A 16680-nucleotide genomic window follows, 5' to 3' on the forward strand; every position below is an offset into this window, starting at 1 on the left:
CCATGCCACTGAGACACGACCTGAAATCCGTCCTCGTCATCGGCTCCGGCCCGATCGTCATCGGTCAGGCCTGCGAATTCGACTACTCGGGCACTCAGGCCTGCCGCGTGCTGCGGTCCGAAGGCCTGCGTGTCATCCTCATCAACTCGAACCCGGCGACGATCATGACCGATCCCGACATCGCCGACGCCACCTATGTCGAACCCATCGACCCGCAGGTGATCGAGACGATCATCGAGAAGGAACGCCCCGACGCGCTGCTGCCGACCCTCGGCGGGCAGACCGCGCTCAATGCGGCCATCGCACTCCACGACGCCGGTGTGCTCGAGAAGTACGGCGTCGAACTCATCGGCGCCGACGTCGACGCCATCCAGCGCGGTGAGGACCGCCAGAAGTTCAAGGACATCGCCGAGGAATGCGGCGCCGAGGTGGCCCGCTCCGCGATCTGCCACACCCTCGACGAGGCGATCGCCGCCGCCGAAGAGCTCAGCTACCCCGTCGTCGTCCGCCCCTCGTTCACGATGGGCGGGCTCGGATCGGGCATGGCCTACGACGAGACCGATCTGCGCCGCATCGCCGGCGCCGGCCTGTCCGACTCCATCACCCACGAGGTCCTCCTCGAGGAGTCCATCCTCGGATGGAAGGAGTACGAGCTCGAACTCATGCGCGACAACAATGACAACGTGGTCGTCGTGTGCTCGATCGAGAACGTCGACCCCGTGGGCGTGCACACCGGTGACTCGATCACCGTGGCACCTGCCCTGACGCTGACCGACCGCGAATACCAGGAGATGCGCGACATCGGCATCGCCATCATCCGCGCTGTGGGCGTCGACACCGGCGGCTGCAACATCCAGTTCGCCGTCGACCCCGCGACCGGTCGCATCGTCACCATCGAGATGAATCCGCGCGTCTCCCGCTCCTCGGCACTGGCTTCGAAGGCCACGGGCTTCCCGATCGCGAAAATGGCCGCGAAGCTCGCCGTCGGATACTCCCTCGACGAGATCCCCAACGACATCACGAAGGTCACCCCGGCCAGCTTCGAACCGACCCTGGACTATGTGGTCGTGAAGATTCCGCGCTTCACCTTCGAGAAGTTCCCCGCCGCCGACCCGACGCTGACGACGACGATGAAATCCGTCGGAGAGGTCATGGCCCTGGGCCGCAACTTCACCACCGCCCTGCAGAAGGCGATGCGCTCACTCGAACAGAAGGACTCCTCGTTCGGGTGGGACGACCTGCCCGATGTCAGCGATGACGAGGTGCGCGAATCCCTCCTCGAGGCGATCTCGCATGCCACCGCGGATCGCCTCCACTCCGTGCAGCGGGGACTGGCCGCAGGGCTGAGCCCCGCCGAGGTCTTCGACGCCTGCGAGATCGACCCCTGGTACCTCGACCAGATCCAGCTCATCAACGAGGTCGCCGCCCACATTTGCGACGCCGAGGAACTCGATGTGCAGGTTCTGCGCATCGCCAAGCGCCACGGCTTCTCCGATGAGCAGATCGCCCGGCTGCGCAGCCTGGACACGGACGTCGTCACCGGCATCCGCCGCGCCCTGCGCGTGCGTCCGGTGTTCAAGACCGTCGACACCTGCGCGGGAGAGTTCGAGGCGCACACCCCCTACCACTACTCGAGCTATGACGACGAGACCGAGGTCGCCCCGCGGTCGCGTCCGGCCGTGATCATCCTCGGCTCCGGACCGAACCGGATCGGCCAGGGCATCGAATTCGACTATTCGTGTGTGCACGCGACCATGGCGATCGGCTCGGCGGACTTCGAGACGGTCATGGTCAACTGCAATCCGGAGACCGTGTCGACCGACTACGACACCGCCGATCGCCTCTACTTCGAACCCCTGACCTTCGAAGACGTCATGGAGGTCTACCACGCCGAACTCGCCGCCGGTGAGGTCCTCGGCGTCGTGTGCACCCTCGGCGGGCAGACCCCGCTGGGACTGGCGGACAAGCTCAAGGCCGCCGGCGTGCCGGTGCTCGGCACGCAGCCCGAGGCCATCGACCTGGCCGAGGACCGCGGCGAATTCGGAGCGGTCCTCGACCGTGCCGGACTCACCGCACCGAAGCACGGCACCGCCGTGACCGCTGCCGAGGCGGCGGAGATCGCCGAGACCATCGGCTATCCCGTGCTCGTGCGTCCCTCCTACGTCCTCGGCGGTCGCGGCATGCAGATCGTCTACGACCGCACCCAGCTGTTCGACTACATGGCCACGGCCACGGAGATCTCCGTCGACCGTCCCGTCCTCGTCGACAGGTTCTTGGAAGACGCCATCGAGATCGACGTCGACGCCCTCTACGACGGGTCGGAGGTCTACATCGGCGGCATCATGGAGCACATCGAAGAGGCCGGAATCCACTCCGGCGACTCGGCCTGCGTGCTGCCCTCGCTGACCCTGGGCGACGACGTGCTCGAACGTGTCAGGCAGGCCACCGCGGCCATCGCAGAGGGAGTGAGCGTACGTGGTCTGCTCAACATCCAGTTCGCCATCGCAGCCGACGTCCTCCACGTCATCGAAGCCAACCCGCGAGCCTCCCGCACCGTGCCCTTCGTCTCGAAGTCCACCTCGACTCAGCTGGCGAAGGCGGCCGCGCTCGTCGCCGTCGGACGCTCGATCGCCGATCTGCGCGGTGACCTGCTCGCCGCCGAGGGTGACGGTTCCACCCTCGGCCTCGATCACCCCATCTCCGTCAAGGAGGCGGTCCTGCCCTTCCGCCGGTTCCGCACCGTCGAGGGCAAGGTCGTCGACTCGGTGCTCGGACCGGAGATGCGCTCGACCGGTGAGGTCATGGGCATCGACCGCGACTTCCCGACCGCATTCGCCAAGGGCCTCCTCGGCGCCGGAGTGCAGCTTCCGACCTCGGGCACCGTGTTCGTGTCCGTGGCCGATCGAGACAAGCGGGCCATGGTGCTGCCGGTCAAACGGCTCGTCGACATGGGCTTCGACGTCGTCGCCACCACCGGCACCGCGGCCGTGCTCTCGCGCTACGGGATTCCGACCACCCAGGTGCACAAGCACTTTGAGGCCGCCGACGAGGACCGCACGGTGCTCGACTACCTCGCCGCGGGCACCATCGACATGGTCATCAACGTGCCCTCGGGCCGCCAGGAACGTGCCGACGGCTACGAGATCCGTGCCGCCGCCACCGCGAACTCCGTGCCGCTCATCACCACCCTCGCGGAGTTCGCAGCCGCCGTGACCTCGCTCGAGGTGGTCCGGGATGAGAAGTTCGACGTCCGCAGCCTCCAGGACTGGAGCGCCTGATGTTCGGTGAGCGACTGGCCCGGGCGATCGCCGAACACGGCCCGCTGTGCGTGGGCATCGACCCGCACGAGCATCTGCTCGAGTCCTGGGGTCTGCCGGCCACGGCGGCCGGGGTGCGGGAGTTCGCCCTCCGCACGGTCAGCGGGCTGAAGGGACGCGTCGCCGCGGTCAAACCCCAGTCGGCGTTCTTCGAGCAGTACGGTTCGGCCGGGGTCGCCGCGCTCGAGGAGACGCTGGCCGCGGCCGCCGAGGCGGGGATCCTGACCGTCCTCGACATCAAACGCGGAGACATCGGATCGACGATGGGAGCCTATGCGAAGGCCTATCTCGATCCCGCCTCGGCGCTGGCCGCGGATGCGATCACCGTCTCACCCTTCCTCGGCTTCGGTGCGCTCGAACCCGCGTTCGCACTCGCCGCCGCCCACGGTCGTGGAGTGTTCGTCCTCGCGCTGACCTCGAACCCGGAGGGGCGGGAGGTCCAGCACGCCGGGGGCAGCGGCGACTCCGTGGCCGGGCACATCGTCGCCCAGGTCGCCGACCGCAATGCCGCCGCCCTCGCCGAGGCGGGGGAGGTGTCAGCGGGACTCGGTCCCTTCGGCCTCGTCGTCGGCGCGACCATCGGCTCGGCCGCCCGCGACCTCGGGGTCGACCCCGTCGACTGCGGCGGACCGATCCTGGCCCCCGGCGTCGGGGCCCAGGGGGCGGGGATCCGCGAGCTGCGAGACGTCTTCGGTCCCGCGGCCCTGGCCTCCGGCCAGGTGCTCGCCACCGCGTCCCGTGCCGTTCTCGGAGCCGGCCCCGAAGGGCTCGCTGCGGCCGCGGACGAGCTCAACCGTGCGCTGATCGGCGAGAGCTGAGTCCGCGTCGATCAGGATGAATTTCCGGGGCACCGGGAGTTTTATTCGACTCATTCCGCACCTCCGCAGGGATTTTGACTTAGACTGAGACGACTTCCCTACCTGCCCGTTCATGGTGACAGAGGAGATAATGTGGCACTCGAACCGTTGACCCCGCAACAGCGTTCCGCTGCTCTGGACAAGGCGTTCCAGGCGCGCCAGGCGCGAGCCGAAGTCAAGACGGCGCTGAAGAACGGTCAAACCGATCTCGCTGCCGTGCTCAAGAAGGCCGCAGGCGATGAGGCACTCGCAAAGATGCGCGTCCTCGATCTGCTGCGCGCCCTGCCCGGTGTCGGAGACCGTCGAGCCGAAGCCGCGATGGACGAGGTCGGCATCGCCACCTCGCGGCGGATCAAGGGCTTGGGCGTGCACCAGAAGTCCGCCCTGTTGGAGAAATATTCCTGAGTGTGACAACCTCGGATCTGTGAACAATCGACTCACCGTCCTCGCGGGTCCGACCGCCGTCGGAAAAGGCACCATCAGCAGCTATATTCGGCAGAATCACCCCGAGGTCTGGTTCTCCGTGTCCGCGACGACGCGGCCCAGGCGACCCGGTGAGGTCGATGGTGTCCATTATCACTTCCTCACCGATGATGCGTTCGATGCGCTCATCGCCGACGGCGAACTGCTCGAATTCGCCGTCGTCCACGGTCGCCACCGCTACGGCACTCCTGCCGCGCCGGTGCGGGAGAGTCTCGCCGAGGGGATCCCGAGCCTGCTCGAGATCGATCTGCAGGGCGCCCGTCAGGTCAAAGAGAAGATGCCCGACGCGCGCTTCGTCTTCCTCGCACCGCCCAGCTGGGACGAACTCGTGTCCCGACTCACCGGGCGCGGCACCGAAACCGAGGAGGAGCAGGAGCGACGACTGGCGACGGCGCGACGCGAACTCGCCGCCGAATCCGAGTTCGACGTCACGATCGTCAACGACCACGTTCGCACTGCGGCCGAAGAACTCCTATCATTGATAGGTATATCCACCTCCGATTAGATGGGAATCTCCTTGCCCGCACAGCCCGAAGGCATCACCAATCCTCCGATCGACGACCTGCTCAGCGTCACCGGATCGAAGTACGAACTCGTCTCGATCGCGGCCAAGCGTGCCCGCCAGATCAACTCCTACTACGCCCAGCTGCAGGAGGGCCTGCTCGAGAACGTCGGTCCGCTCGTGACGCCCGGCACCAACGAGAAGCCGCTGTCGATCGCTCTCCGCGAGGTCAACGAGTCGAAGATCGTCGCCCGTGAGGTCTCCGAGGCCGACTTCGTCCAGGCCGCACCCGAGGCCGAGCAGCCTGCACCCGTGAGCAACGACGGCGCGATCGACTTCAGCGACCAGTGAGAATCGTACTCGGCGTCGCCGGTGGGATCGCCGCCTACAAGGCCGCACACATCATCCGGCGACTCCGGGAACTCGACCACAGCGTCAAAGTCGTGCCCACGGCCCACGCTCTCGACTTCGTCGGCGCCCCCACGTTCGAGGCCCTCTCGGGCCAGTCCGTGACCACCGACGTCTTCGACGAGGTCGAATCGGTCAACCACGTCCGCATCGGGCAGGAGGCCGAACTCGTCATCATCGCTCCGGCGACCGCGAACATCCTCGCGAAGATCACCGCCGGGATCGCCGATGATCTGCTCACCGCCACCGTGCTCACCACCACCGCCGAGGTGGTCGTGGCCCCGGCCATGCATACGGAGATGTGGCTCAACCCCGCCACACAGTCCAATATCGCCACGCTGCGCTCCCGCGGCGTCCACGTCCTCGACCCGGCCGTCGGGCGCCTGACCGGACCCGACTCCGGACCCGGGCGCCTGCCCGAACCCGAGGACATCATCGACTTCGCGCTGTCCGCCAAGGACGGGAGCACGCCCGGCGGCCTCTCCGGCCGGCGCATCGTCATCAGCGCCGGAGGCACCCGCGAGGCCCTCGACCCCGTGCGCTTCCTCGGCAACCGCTCCTCGGGCAAACAGGGCATCGCCCTGGCCAAGGCCGCCCACGCCGCCGGAGCGGACGTCGAACTCGTCGCGGCCAACATCGACTCCGGTCTGCTCACCGGGCTGCCGGAGAACATCGCGATCACCCCGGTCGAATCCACGCTCGAGCTGCAGGCGGCGATGCGTACGGCACAGCCGAATGCCGACGCCCTCATCATGGCCGCGGCCGTGGCCGACTACCGTCCGGTCGAGGCCACCGACTCGAAGATGAAGAAGACCGGGGACGAGGGACTGACCCTGCGGCTGACGCAGAACCCAGACATCCTCCGCGGACTCGTCGACGAGCGTGTCGGCACCCAGCTCATCGTCGGATTCGCCGCCGAGACCGGGGACCGGGCCACCTCGGCGCTCGACTATGCCACGGCGAAGTTCGACCGCAAGGGCGTCGATCTGCTGGTGTTCAACGACGTCTCGGACGATCGCGCCTTCGGCCACGACGACACCGCCGTCCAGATCATCGCCTCCGTCGACGGCCAGACGAAAGTCGGGGAGGAATTCCACGGTACGAAGGACCATGTTTCACAAAAGGTCATCGCCGCACTGACCGACCAGTTCGCCCACGTAGAATCGACGACGTGACTCAAACAAATCTCCGCTACTTCTCATCCGAGTCCGTCACCGAGGGACATCCCGACAAGATCTGCGACCAGATCAGCGATGCGGTGCTCGATGACCTGCTCTCCCAGGACCCCAACGCGAAGGTCGCCGTGGAGACGATGGTCACCACCGGACTCGTCCACGTCGCCGGTGAGGTCAACACCGCCGCCTATGCCGATGTCGCCGGCATCGTGCGCAGCCTCATCACCGGCATCGGCTACGACTCCTCGGACACCGGCTTCGACGGCCACTCCTGCGGAGTCTCCGTGTCCATCGGCAGCCAGTCCACCGACATCCACTCCGGAGTGACGAACCCGCTGGACTTCCGCGAGGCCGTCGAATCCGACGATCACGGCACGAGCCTCGGCGCCGGCGATCAGGGCCTGATGTTCGGCTACGCGGACAACTCCACCGATGTGCTCATGCCGCTGCCCATCCACCTGGCGTCGCGGATGGCCGAGCAGCTCTCCGCAGTCCGCAAATCCGGCCGGCTGGACTACCTGCGACCCGACGGGAAGACGCAGCTGACCCTGGGCTACGACGGCAATGAGGCCGTATCGATCGAGAACGTCGTCGTCTCCACCCAGCATTCGGCCGATGTCAGCCAGTCCCAGCTGCACACCGAGATCAGGGAACTCGTCATCGACCCGGTGATCTCGGAATCCGGTCTCGACACGACGGGGGCGAACGTCCACATCAACCCCGCCGGTCCGTTCGTCACGGGCGGACCGATGGGCGACGCCGGCCTGACTGGGCGCAAGATCATCGTCGACACCTACGGCGGCTTCTCCCGCCACGGCGGCGGCGCGTTCTCCGGCAAGGACCCCTCGAAGGTCGACCGTTCGGCCGCGTATGCGATGCGCTGGGTGGCGAAGAATATCGTCGCCGCCGGACTCGCCGACCGCGCCGAGGTGCAGGTCTCCTACGCCATCGGCCGCGTCGACCCGATGGGTCTCTACGTCGAGACATTCGGCACCGAGAGGGTCGACCCCAACGCGATCTCCGCGGCCATCCGCGAGGTCTTCGACCTCCGTCCGGCCATGATCATCCAGGAACTCGACCTGCTGCGACCCATCTACCTGCAGACGGCGACCTACGGTCACTTCGGGCGGGAGCTGCCGGACTTCACCTGGGAGACCACGGACCGCACCGACGACCTCGTGCGCGCCGTGTCCTCTCACTGAGCCCGGGTCGGCTGCGTGGACGAACCCCTCCCGATCGACACCGGCACCTCCGCCGAGGGCCAGGTTCCGGTCGCGGCGAACGACCCCGTCGCCCGCGTGCTCATCGACCATCCGGTGCCGCACCTCGCACGCGTGTTCGACTACGCCGTGCCGGAGAAGCTCGCCGAGGCGGCCCTGCCCGGGGTGCGGGTGCGGGTGAAGTTCGCCGGCCGACTCCGTGACGGGTACCTCCTCGAACGCGTCGAGTCCTCCGACCATCTCGGACCGCTCGCGACGATCCAACGGGTGAGCGGACCCGTGCAGGTGCTCGGCCCCGACCTGCTTGCACTGTGCGAGGCCACCGCCCGCCGCTACGGTGGGACCCTGGCCGACGTCCTCCGCCTCGCCGTTCCTCCCCGCCACGCCCGCGGCGAGAAGGCCGTGCTCAAGGCCGAGAAGGCACGCATCGCCGCGTTGGACACGGACGCGGCAGGGGACGCCGCCGCCACTGGGGGCACGGACGCCGACGGGGAGGCCGTCGACGGGGACGCCACCGAAACCGGGGACGGGCCCCTGCTCGAACGCTTCGGGCGGTGGATCGTCGACGCGGACACCGACGTCGACCACGGCACGGCAGCGCCGCCTCGGCGCAGGGCCCTGGCCGTCACCCCCGGAACCACGCCCGGGCTGAGCTGGATCCGGGTCGGTCTGAGCGCGGCTCGGCCCCACCTGGAAGCCGGACGCGGCGTGCTCTGGCTCGTGCCCGACCACCGGGAACTGAGCGTGCTCCACGCCGGCCTCACCGCCGCCGGCATCGCCGATGTGGCCGTCCTCAGCGCCGATCAGTCACCGGAGCAGCGCTGGCAGTCCTGGCTGCGCGGACTCTTCGGCCACACCCGGATCACGATCGGCACCCGCGCCGCGGCCTTCGCCCCCGTGAAGGATCTGGACCTCATCATCTGCACCGACGATGCCAACAGGAACTACCTCGACCAGCACGCGCCCTACCCGCACGCACGCGAGGTCAGCCTGCTGCGGTCGACGATCGAGGACACCGAGCTGCTCTTCGTCTCCACCGACCGCAGCGCCGAGGTGCAGCGACTCGTCGAGATCGGCTGGCTGAGCGACCTCACCCCTGGAGGCCCCATCCGCCGCCACGCGGCCCCCGTCGTCTTCGTCCCCGACGAAGACCGCGACCCCTTCGCCTGGCAGCGGATCCCCAGCCGGGCGTGGCAGATCATGCGCACCGCGCTGCACCCGCGACCCCGTGACGGCGGTGTGCCGGGGCCCGTCCTCGTCCAGGTTCCCCGCTCCGGGTACTATCCGGTCTTCGCCTGCGCGCGCTGCCAAGAGGTCGCCCGCTGCCCGCGCTGCCAGGCGACGCTGACCACGCAGTCCGAGGTCGGGCCCTTCGCCTGCCGCTCCTGCGGCTACCACGCTGAGGACTTCACCTGCTCGAGGTGCCGCTCCCACCAGGTGCGCTCGATCGTGCGCGGACGCGCCCGCACCGTCGAAGAGCTGCGCCGCGCTCTGCCGGAGACCGAGATCGTCGAATCCGGCGGCGACGACATCTCCACCGTCCTCGATGAGACGCCGCGCCTCGTCGTCGCCACCACCGGGGCCGAACCCTATGTGCTCGGCGGCTACGCCGCCGCGATCCTCCTCGACTCACTGTGGCCGGGCCCCTGGATGCGCTCGCTCGACGACGGCGTCGGCCGCCGGCTCCGCGCGGCAGCCCTCGTCCGCTCACGCGAGCAGGGCGGGGTCGTCTACCTCGGCGACGAGGACGAACTCATCCGCCGGACGCTGACCGCCTTCGACCCCGTCACGTTCATGTCCCGCCAGCTCGCCGACCGCAGGACTCTCGGCTTCCCACCCTACCGACGCATCATCGAACTCACCGGCTCCGGAACCGACATCGATGCGGTCCTCAGCGAACTCGTCGAGGTCGAGGAGCTGCTGCGCGATGCGACCGAGGACGGTCAGCGATGCGTCGGGGCCTACCCGATCTCGGCCGGGGACCGCGTCGGCACGAGGGCCGCGGAGATCACTGCCGCACGGTCGGCGAAGAAGCAGCCGCAGGTCCGCATCCGCATCGACGATCCCCGGTCACTGTGAGCGGTGAGGGAACCAGTAGAATCCGTCGGGTGGATATCGTCTTCGCCGGAACCCCGGATGTCGCAGTGCCGGCCCTTGAGGCCCTGGCCGAATCCGAGCACCGCATCCGTGCGGTCCTCACCCGCCCCGATGCGCCGGTGGGTCGCAAGCGCATCCTCACGTCCTCACCGGTGAAGACCCGCGCCCGCGAACTCGGACTCGACGTCATCGAAGCCGACCGGCTGCGCGGAGACGTCATCACCACGCTGCGCGGACTCGAGGTCGACGCCGTGGCCGTCGTCGCCTTCGGCGCCATCGCCGGACCCGCCGCCCTGGCCACCGCCCGACTCGGCTGGTTCAACCTCCACTTCTCACTGCTGCCGCACTACCGCGGCGCGGCCCCCGTCCAGCGCGCCCTCATCGACGGCGTCGACCGCAGCGGAGTGAGCGTGTTCAGGATCGACGAAGGCATGGACACCGGTCCCGTGCTGCGCCGCCGCGAACTCGACCTCGACCACCCGGACGTCGCCGCCGCCCTCGACGACTACGCGCACCGCGGCGCCCCCGAACTCGTCACCGCCCTCGACGAACTCGCCGCAGGAACCGCGACGGAGACCCCGCAGACCGGCGAGGCGAGCCACGCGGAGAAGATCACCGTCGCCGACGCCCGCCTCGACTTCACAGAACCCGCCGCCCGCGTCATCGACCGCGCCCGCGGCACCAGCCCGAGCCCCGGCCCGTGGGCGGAACTCGACGGCAGACGAACGAAGCTCTTCTGCCTCACCCCGGCCCCCGAGATCACCGCGGACGCGGACCCCGGCACACTGCGGACCGCGCAGACCGCGGCCGTGCTGCGCTGCGGGGACGGCTGGGTGCACGTCGCCTGGATCCAGCCCTTCGGCAAACCCCGGATGTCCGCAGCGGACTATCTGCGCGGACACGGCGAGATCCGCTTCGACCAGATCACCGACCAGGGAGCATGACACGCATGGCTGAGACAGCAGGCACCGGCGCAGGCCGTGGAGGCCGAACAGACAAGGGAAAGAACCTGCCTCGCCGCATCGCCTGGGAGGTCCTCCTCGACGTGGCGACGAAGGACGCCTACGCCAACCTCCTGCTGCCGGCGAAGCTCGCCCGCACCCGACTGAACGCCCAGGACGCCGCCTTCACCACCGAACTCACCTACGGCGCGCTGCGCCGCCAGAAGTTCTACGACGCCGTCATCGCAGCCGCGGCGGCCCGGCCGGTGGAGAAGATCGACGCCGAACCGCTGGCCGCGATGCGCCTCGGCGCCCACCAGCTGCTGTCCATGCGCGTGCCCGACCATGCGGCGCTCTCCGAGACGGTCTCCGTGGTCAAACGCTCGGCGCCGAAGACCGCCGGATTCGTCAACGCGGTGCTCCGACGCATCTCCGAGGCGACACCCGGAGAATTGCTCGACCGGGTCACCGACGGCACCTCTGAGACCCAGCGCCTGGCCATCGAACACTCCCACCCCGACTGGATCGTGCGCGCCCTGACCCAGGCGCTGAAGGGACACGGACGCGACGCCGGCGAACTCGACGACCTCCTCATCGCCGACAACGCCGCGGCCAAGGTCGGCGTCAGCGCCCTGCCCGGCCTCATCGATCGCGCCGAACTGCCCGGAGAGGCGACCCCGCTCTCACCCATCGGCGTCACCCTGGACACGGCAGTCCCACGGGACGTCCCGGCCGTCGCCGACGGGCGAGCCCGCGTCCAGGACGAAGGCTCGGCACTCGTCGCCCTGGCGCTGGCCGAGGTCGACGCCCCCGCGGGCACCTGGGCCGACCTGTGCGCCGGCCCCGGGGGCAAGGCCGCCGTCCTCGGTGCCGCGGCCGCGCAGTCGTCGACGCAGCTCGCCGCCTTCGACTCGAGCGAACACCGTGTCGACCTCGTGCGCGACTCCACCCAGGCGCTGCACAACGTCACCGCCGAGGTCCGCGACGGCCGGTCGGCCCAGGGCCCCTACGCCAAGGTCCTCGTCGACGTGCCCTGCTCCGGACTCGGTGCGCTGCGCCGTCGCCCCGAGGCCCGCTACCGCCGGCAGCCGAACGACATCACCGCTCTGACCGGTCTGCAGCGAGAACTGCTCACCGCGGCCCTCGACGCCTGCGCACCCGGGGGAGTGGTGGCCTACTCGACCTGCTCACCGCACTATGCCGAGACCGTGCTCATCGTCGACGAGGTGCTGCGCACCCGGACGAAGGCCGGCGATGGAGACGTCGAGGTCCTCGACGCCCCAGGCGTGCTCGAGACCATCACCGGCACCTCGGCGGCCGACTTCGCCTCGGTGACCCGCGGCGAGGGACGCTTCGCCCAGCTCTGGCCCCACCTGCACAACACCGACGGAATGTTCCTGGCTCTCCTGCGAAAGGCGAAATGACCCCATGGCGATCGACATCAACCCCTCCATCCTGTCCTCGGACTTCTCCGACCTGCGCGGAGAGCTCGAGAAGATCAGCACCGCCGATATGGCCCACATCGACGTGATGGACAACCACTTCGTGCCGAACCTCACCTTCGGCCCGCCCGTGGTCGAACGCATCCAGGCGATCTCCCCGATCCCGCTCGACGCCCACCTCATGATCGCCGACGCCGACCGCAACGCCCCCGTGTACGCGGAGATCGGCTGCGCCTCGGTGACCTTCCACGCCGAGGCGGCCGCCGCACCCGTGCGCCTGGCCCGGGAACTGCGGAAGCTCGGTGCCAAGGCCAGCCTCGCACTCAAGCCCGCGACCCCGATCGAACCCTTCGTCGACCTCCTCGGCGAATTCGACCAGATCCTCATCATGACCGTCGAACCCGGCTTCGGCGGACAGAAGTTCCTCGACGTGTGCCTGCCGAAGATCGCTCGGACCAGGGAAGCCATCTCCGCGTCCGGCCTCGAGATCCGCCTCCAGGTCGACGGCGGAGTCTCCGCCGCGACGATCGACCGAGTCGTCGACGCCGGCGCCGACGTCCTCGTGGCCGGCTCCGCTGTCTACGGCGCCGAGGACGCCGCCTCCGCGATCTCGCAGCTGCGCGAACTCGCCGCCGCCCACACCCACTGACCGTCCCGGGTCGAGACCCTTCGACCCGCTGTCCGAAATGAGCCGCCGATGGAACTGCTCGACTGGTTGAACACTCCCGCTTTCGAGCTGCTGGGCAAGCCCGTGCCGTACTCCGACCTGTTCGGCAACATCTGCGCCCTGGCCACGGTCGTGCTCGCCCTGCGCCGGAACATCCTGTCCTGGCCGGTGCAGATCCTCGGGTCGATCCTCCTCTTCTCCGCCAGCGTGTCCGCCGGACTCGGCGGCAACGCCTCGCGGCAGGTCGTCATCATCGTCGCCGCAGTCTGGGGCTGGACCCAGTGGAAGAAGTCGCGCGAGACCTCCGGTGAGGTCATCGTGCGGTGGGCCAGCTGGAAGGAGCGGGGTCTGCTGCTCGCCGCCCTGCTCATCGGCACCGGCGTCTTCGGATGGATCCTCGCCCTCGGCGGCTGGTCATGGAACCCGTACCCGGACGCCTACATCTTCATCGGCTCCCTCGTGGCCATGTACGCCCAGGGCCGGGCCATCGTCGAGTTCTGGTTCGTCTGGCTGGCCGTCGATCTCGTCGGGATCCCCCTGGCCGTGGCCGGCGGCCTCGTCTTCTCCGGAGCCGTCTACCTCATCTTCCTCGTCATGGTCGTCCTCGGGCTCCTCGACTGGTCGAAGCGATCGAAGCAGACGATCTCGGCCCCGCACCGCTCGGCCACCGAGATCGGCCGCGACCCCGACGACTGAGCCCGCACTGCCGGTGACCGTTCGGAACATGAGACCCCTTAAGCCTCGGTTCGGACAGATGCATTAGGCTGGTCGGGTGAAGACCTTTGAGACTCTCTACGCCGAACTCCTGCAGAAATCCCACGATCGACCGACCGGCTCGAAGACCGTGGCCGAACTCGATGCCGGAGTCCATGCGATCGGCAAGAAGGTCGTCGAGGAAGCCGCCGAGGTGTGGATGGCCGCCGAATACGAATCCCGCGAGGAACTCGCGTCCGAGATCTCCCAGCTGCTCTACCACGTGCAGGTGATGATGATCGCCAAGGGGCTCAGCCTCGACGACGTCAACGTCCATCTCTGAGACCTCCGCGACATCCGCCCGAACCTTCAGCCCCACAACTCACAAGGGACCCCATGCTGCGTGTAGCCGTGCCCAACAAGGGCGCACTCTCCGAAGCCGCCTCCGACATGCTCAGCGAGGCCGGATACTCCACCCGACGCGGAACCAAGACGCTCGTCCATCAGGATGAGTTGGGCGGGGTCGAATTCTTCTACCTGCGCCCCCGCGACATCGCCATCTACGTCGGATCGGGCATCCTCGATGCCGGCATCACCGGCCGGGACCTGCTGCTCGAGTCGAAGGTCGAGGCCCAGGAAGTGCTCGGCCTCGGATTCGGCGCCTCCCGCTTCTTCTACGCCGGCACCGCCGGTGCGTTCAGCTCTCCCGACGAACTCGGCGGGGCCCGCATCGCCACGAGCTTTCCGAATCTCGTCGCCGCCGACATCGAACGGCGCGGCATCGACGCGAAGACCGTCCAGCTCGACGGGGCCATCGAGGTCTCGATCCAGCTCGGCGTCGCCGACGCCATCGCCGATGTCGTCGAGACCGGCTCGACGCTGCGCGCCGCCGGGCTCGAGACCTTCGGAGAGCCGCTGCTCGAATCCGAGGGCGTGCTCATCCAACGCGAGGGTGCCGAGGAGCGTATCAGTGTGCTCCGTCGCCGCCTCGAATCCGTCATGGTCGCCCGACAGTACGTGCTCGTCGACTACAACATCGAAGAGCGGCTCGTGCCCGAGGCGATCTCCCTGACCCCGGGACTCGAGTCGCCGACCGTCTCACCCCTGCAGGAGACCGGCTGGGTCGCCGTGCGGGTGATGGTCGAGGCCAAGGAGGTCAACAATGTCATGGACCGCCTCTACGGAGTCGGAGCCCGTGCGATCCTGGTGACGAACATTGGCGCCTGCCGAATCTGATCTGCGGATGTTCCGGCCCCGACAGGTGCGCGTGATCAGCCTCGTCGGCGCCGTCGTCGTGTTCGCAGGCTTCGCGATCCTGTCCGTGGCGCTCTTCGCCGTGGACTGGGAACCCTGGACCGTGCTCGACATGGTATGGATGAACCTGCTGGGCATCGGCTTCGGAGCGGCCCTGCTGCGCATCGCCGACATCCACGCTCGACCGAGCGAGACCGGGCTGATGGTGCGGAACATGGTGCGCACGCGCCGCTTCGAATGGGGGCAGATCCTCGGGGTGACGTTCTCATCCGAGGGCGACGATCCCTGGCCGCTGCTCGACCTCGCCGACGGCACCACGTACCCGGTGATGGCGATCCAGCATGCCGACGGCCCCCGCGCCCACGCGGAGGTCGCACGATTGCGTATGCTCGTCAGCAGACGCACCCACTTCAAGGAGGACTAGGAATGGCGAACGAGACACCGACGGGGCCGCTGACCGGATACACCGTCGTCGATCTCTCCCGTGCCCTCGCCGGACCCCACGCGGGAATGATGTTCGGCGACCTCGGTGCCCGAGTGATCAAGGTCGAGAACCCGGGCAGGGGTGATGACTCCCGCTCCTGGGGACCGCCCTTCGTCGGCCCCGAGGACGATCCGCAGGCCACCTACTTCTTCTCCTGCAACCGCAACAAGGAATCCATCGCCCTTGACCTCAAGTCCGAGACCGGCACGGACACGCTGACCGCGCTCATCGCCCGCGCCGACGTGCTCATCGAGAACTTCCGCTCCGGTGTCCTCGACCGCCTCGGCTTCTCCACCACCCGGTGCATGGAGATCAACCCCCGTCTCGTCATCCTCTCGATCACCGGGTTCGGGCACGACGGCCCCGAGGCCGCCCGCGCCGGTTATGACCAGATCGCCCAGGGCGAGGCCGGGCTGATGTCCCTGACCGGGTCCGGACCCGAGGACATGCAGCGTGTGGGAGTGCCGATCGCCGACCTGCTCGCCGGCATCTACGGCTCGTACGGAGTCCTCGCGGCCCTGCTCGAACGCGAACGCACCGGCAGGGGCAAGGTCGTGCGCACCTCGCTCATCGCCGGCATGGTCGGCGTCCACGCCTTCCAGGGCACCCGGGCCACCGTGGCCGGTCAGGAACCGCAGCCCGGCGGCAACCACCATCCGTCGCTGTCTCCCTACGGACTCTTCGCCTGCCGCGACGGCGCCGTGCAGATCTCCGTGGGCAATGAGAACCTGTGGCAGAAGTTCTGCGCGGCCTTCGACATCGACCCCGCGAAAGACGGCTTCGCCGACAATGCCGCCCGCGTGGCCAACCGTCCTGCGCTCATCGAACTCATCGAGGATCGCTTCGGGTCCTTCGACTCCGCCGACCTGCTGGAGAAGCTCACCGCAGCGGGCATCCCCTCGGGCACCGTGCGCACCCTGCCGGAGGTCTACGAATGGGAGCAGGCGCTGAGCCAAGGACTCAAGGTCTCCGTCGACCACCCGGTCCTCGGCGACATCGACTTGCCCGGCCCGCCGCTGCGGTTCTTCGACGCGGGCGCCGACGGCGAGGTCGAGACCACGCGCACCGCCCATGACGCTCCGCCGCTGCTCGACGAGGATGCCGAATCCATCGCCGCGTGGCTCGCCGGCGGAAACTGAG

16 protein-coding genes are annotated in these 16680 nt (G+C 68.5%); all 16 read left to right on the top strand.

The features are described 5' to 3' along the window. The first annotated feature begins 2 nt into the window (after positions 1-2). The 16 genes from carB (at position 3) to HK401_RS04490 (ending at position 16679) form a co-directional block, all read left to right on the top strand. Positions 3-3278: a carbamoyl-phosphate synthase large subunit gene (gene carB / locus HK401_RS04415; protein WP_181273463.1), complete on the top strand. Its 3276-nt coding sequence runs from the start codon at positions 3-5 to the stop codon at positions 3276-3278. After that, entirely contained in the window at positions 3278-4135 is an 858-nt protein-coding gene (gene pyrF / locus HK401_RS04420) for an orotidine-5'-phosphate decarboxylase (protein ID WP_181273464.1), read from the top strand. The genes carB and pyrF overlap by 1 nt, the downstream gene beginning before the upstream one ends. Positions 4136-4267: 132 nt before the next feature. After that, complete coding sequence (mihF, locus tag HK401_RS04425) at positions 4268-4579, top strand: integration host factor, actinobacterial type (RefSeq protein ID WP_181273465.1); 312 nt, start codon at positions 4268-4270, stop codon at positions 4577-4579. Between the two features lie 19 nt (positions 4580-4598). Next, positions 4599-5162 (top strand): guanylate kinase, encoded by a 564-nt coding sequence (gene gmk / locus HK401_RS04430; RefSeq protein WP_181273466.1) that lies wholly within the window; start codon positions 4599-4601, stop codon positions 5160-5162. Positions 5163-5174: 12 nt separating this feature from the next. Next, complete coding sequence (gene rpoZ, locus HK401_RS04435) at positions 5175-5510, top strand: DNA-directed RNA polymerase subunit omega (RefSeq protein ID WP_246490325.1); 336 nt, start codon at positions 5175-5177, stop codon at positions 5508-5510. Further along, a complete protein-coding gene (coaBC, locus tag HK401_RS04440; RefSeq protein WP_181273468.1) occupies positions 5507-6742 on the top strand; it encodes a bifunctional phosphopantothenoylcysteine decarboxylase/phosphopantothenate--cysteine ligase CoaBC in 1236 nt (411 codons plus the stop codon). Before rpoZ ends, coaBC begins: the two co-directional genes overlap by 4 nt. Next, positions 6739-7944, top strand: coding sequence for a methionine adenosyltransferase (gene metK, locus HK401_RS04445; protein WP_181273469.1), 1206 nt, complete (start codon positions 6739-6741; stop codon positions 7942-7944). Before coaBC ends, metK begins: the two co-directional genes overlap by 4 nt. A gap of 15 nt (positions 7945-7959) precedes the next feature. Further along, entirely contained in the window at positions 7960-10041 is a 2082-nt protein-coding gene (locus tag HK401_RS20985) for a primosomal protein N' family DNA-binding protein (protein WP_181273470.1), read from the top strand. A 29-nt stretch (positions 10042-10070) separates the two neighbouring features. Next, positions 10071-11003, top strand: coding sequence for a methionyl-tRNA formyltransferase (locus HK401_RS04455; protein ID WP_181273471.1), 933 nt, complete (start codon positions 10071-10073; stop codon positions 11001-11003). A gap of 5 nt (positions 11004-11008) precedes the next feature. Continuing rightward, a complete protein-coding gene (locus HK401_RS04460; protein WP_181273472.1) occupies positions 11009-12424 on the top strand; it encodes an RsmB/NOP family class I SAM-dependent RNA methyltransferase in 1416 nt (471 codons plus the stop codon). A 4-nt stretch (positions 12425-12428) separates the two neighbouring features. Next, positions 12429-13091, top strand: a complete 663-nt coding sequence (gene rpe / locus HK401_RS04465) for a ribulose-phosphate 3-epimerase (RefSeq protein ID WP_181273473.1) — start codon at positions 12429-12431, stop codon at positions 13089-13091. A gap of 48 nt (positions 13092-13139) precedes the next feature. Next, positions 13140-13805 (top strand): nicotinamide mononucleotide transporter family protein, encoded by a 666-nt coding sequence (locus tag HK401_RS04470; protein ID WP_181273474.1) that lies wholly within the window; start codon positions 13140-13142, stop codon positions 13803-13805. A gap of 76 nt (positions 13806-13881) precedes the next feature. Continuing rightward, a complete protein-coding gene (locus tag HK401_RS04475; RefSeq protein WP_181273475.1) occupies positions 13882-14145 on the top strand; it encodes a phosphoribosyl-ATP diphosphatase in 264 nt (87 codons plus the stop codon). Positions 14146-14198: 53 nt separating this feature from the next. Next, a complete protein-coding gene (hisG, locus tag HK401_RS04480; protein WP_181273476.1) occupies positions 14199-15038 on the top strand; it encodes an ATP phosphoribosyltransferase in 840 nt (279 codons plus the stop codon). A 7-nt stretch (positions 15039-15045) separates the two neighbouring features. Next, a complete protein-coding gene (locus HK401_RS04485; protein WP_258234004.1) occupies positions 15046-15480 on the top strand; it encodes a PH domain-containing protein in 435 nt (144 codons plus the stop codon). A gap of 2 nt (positions 15481-15482) precedes the next feature. Next, positions 15483-16679: a CaiB/BaiF CoA transferase family protein gene (locus tag HK401_RS04490; RefSeq protein WP_181273478.1), complete on the top strand. Its 1197-nt coding sequence runs from the start codon at positions 15483-15485 to the stop codon at positions 16677-16679. Position 16680 lies beyond the last annotated feature (1 nt).

Source organism: Brevibacterium oceani, assembly GCF_013623835.1.
Taxonomy (GTDB): Bacteria; Actinomycetota; Actinomycetes; order Actinomycetales; family Brevibacteriaceae; genus Brevibacterium; species Brevibacterium oceani.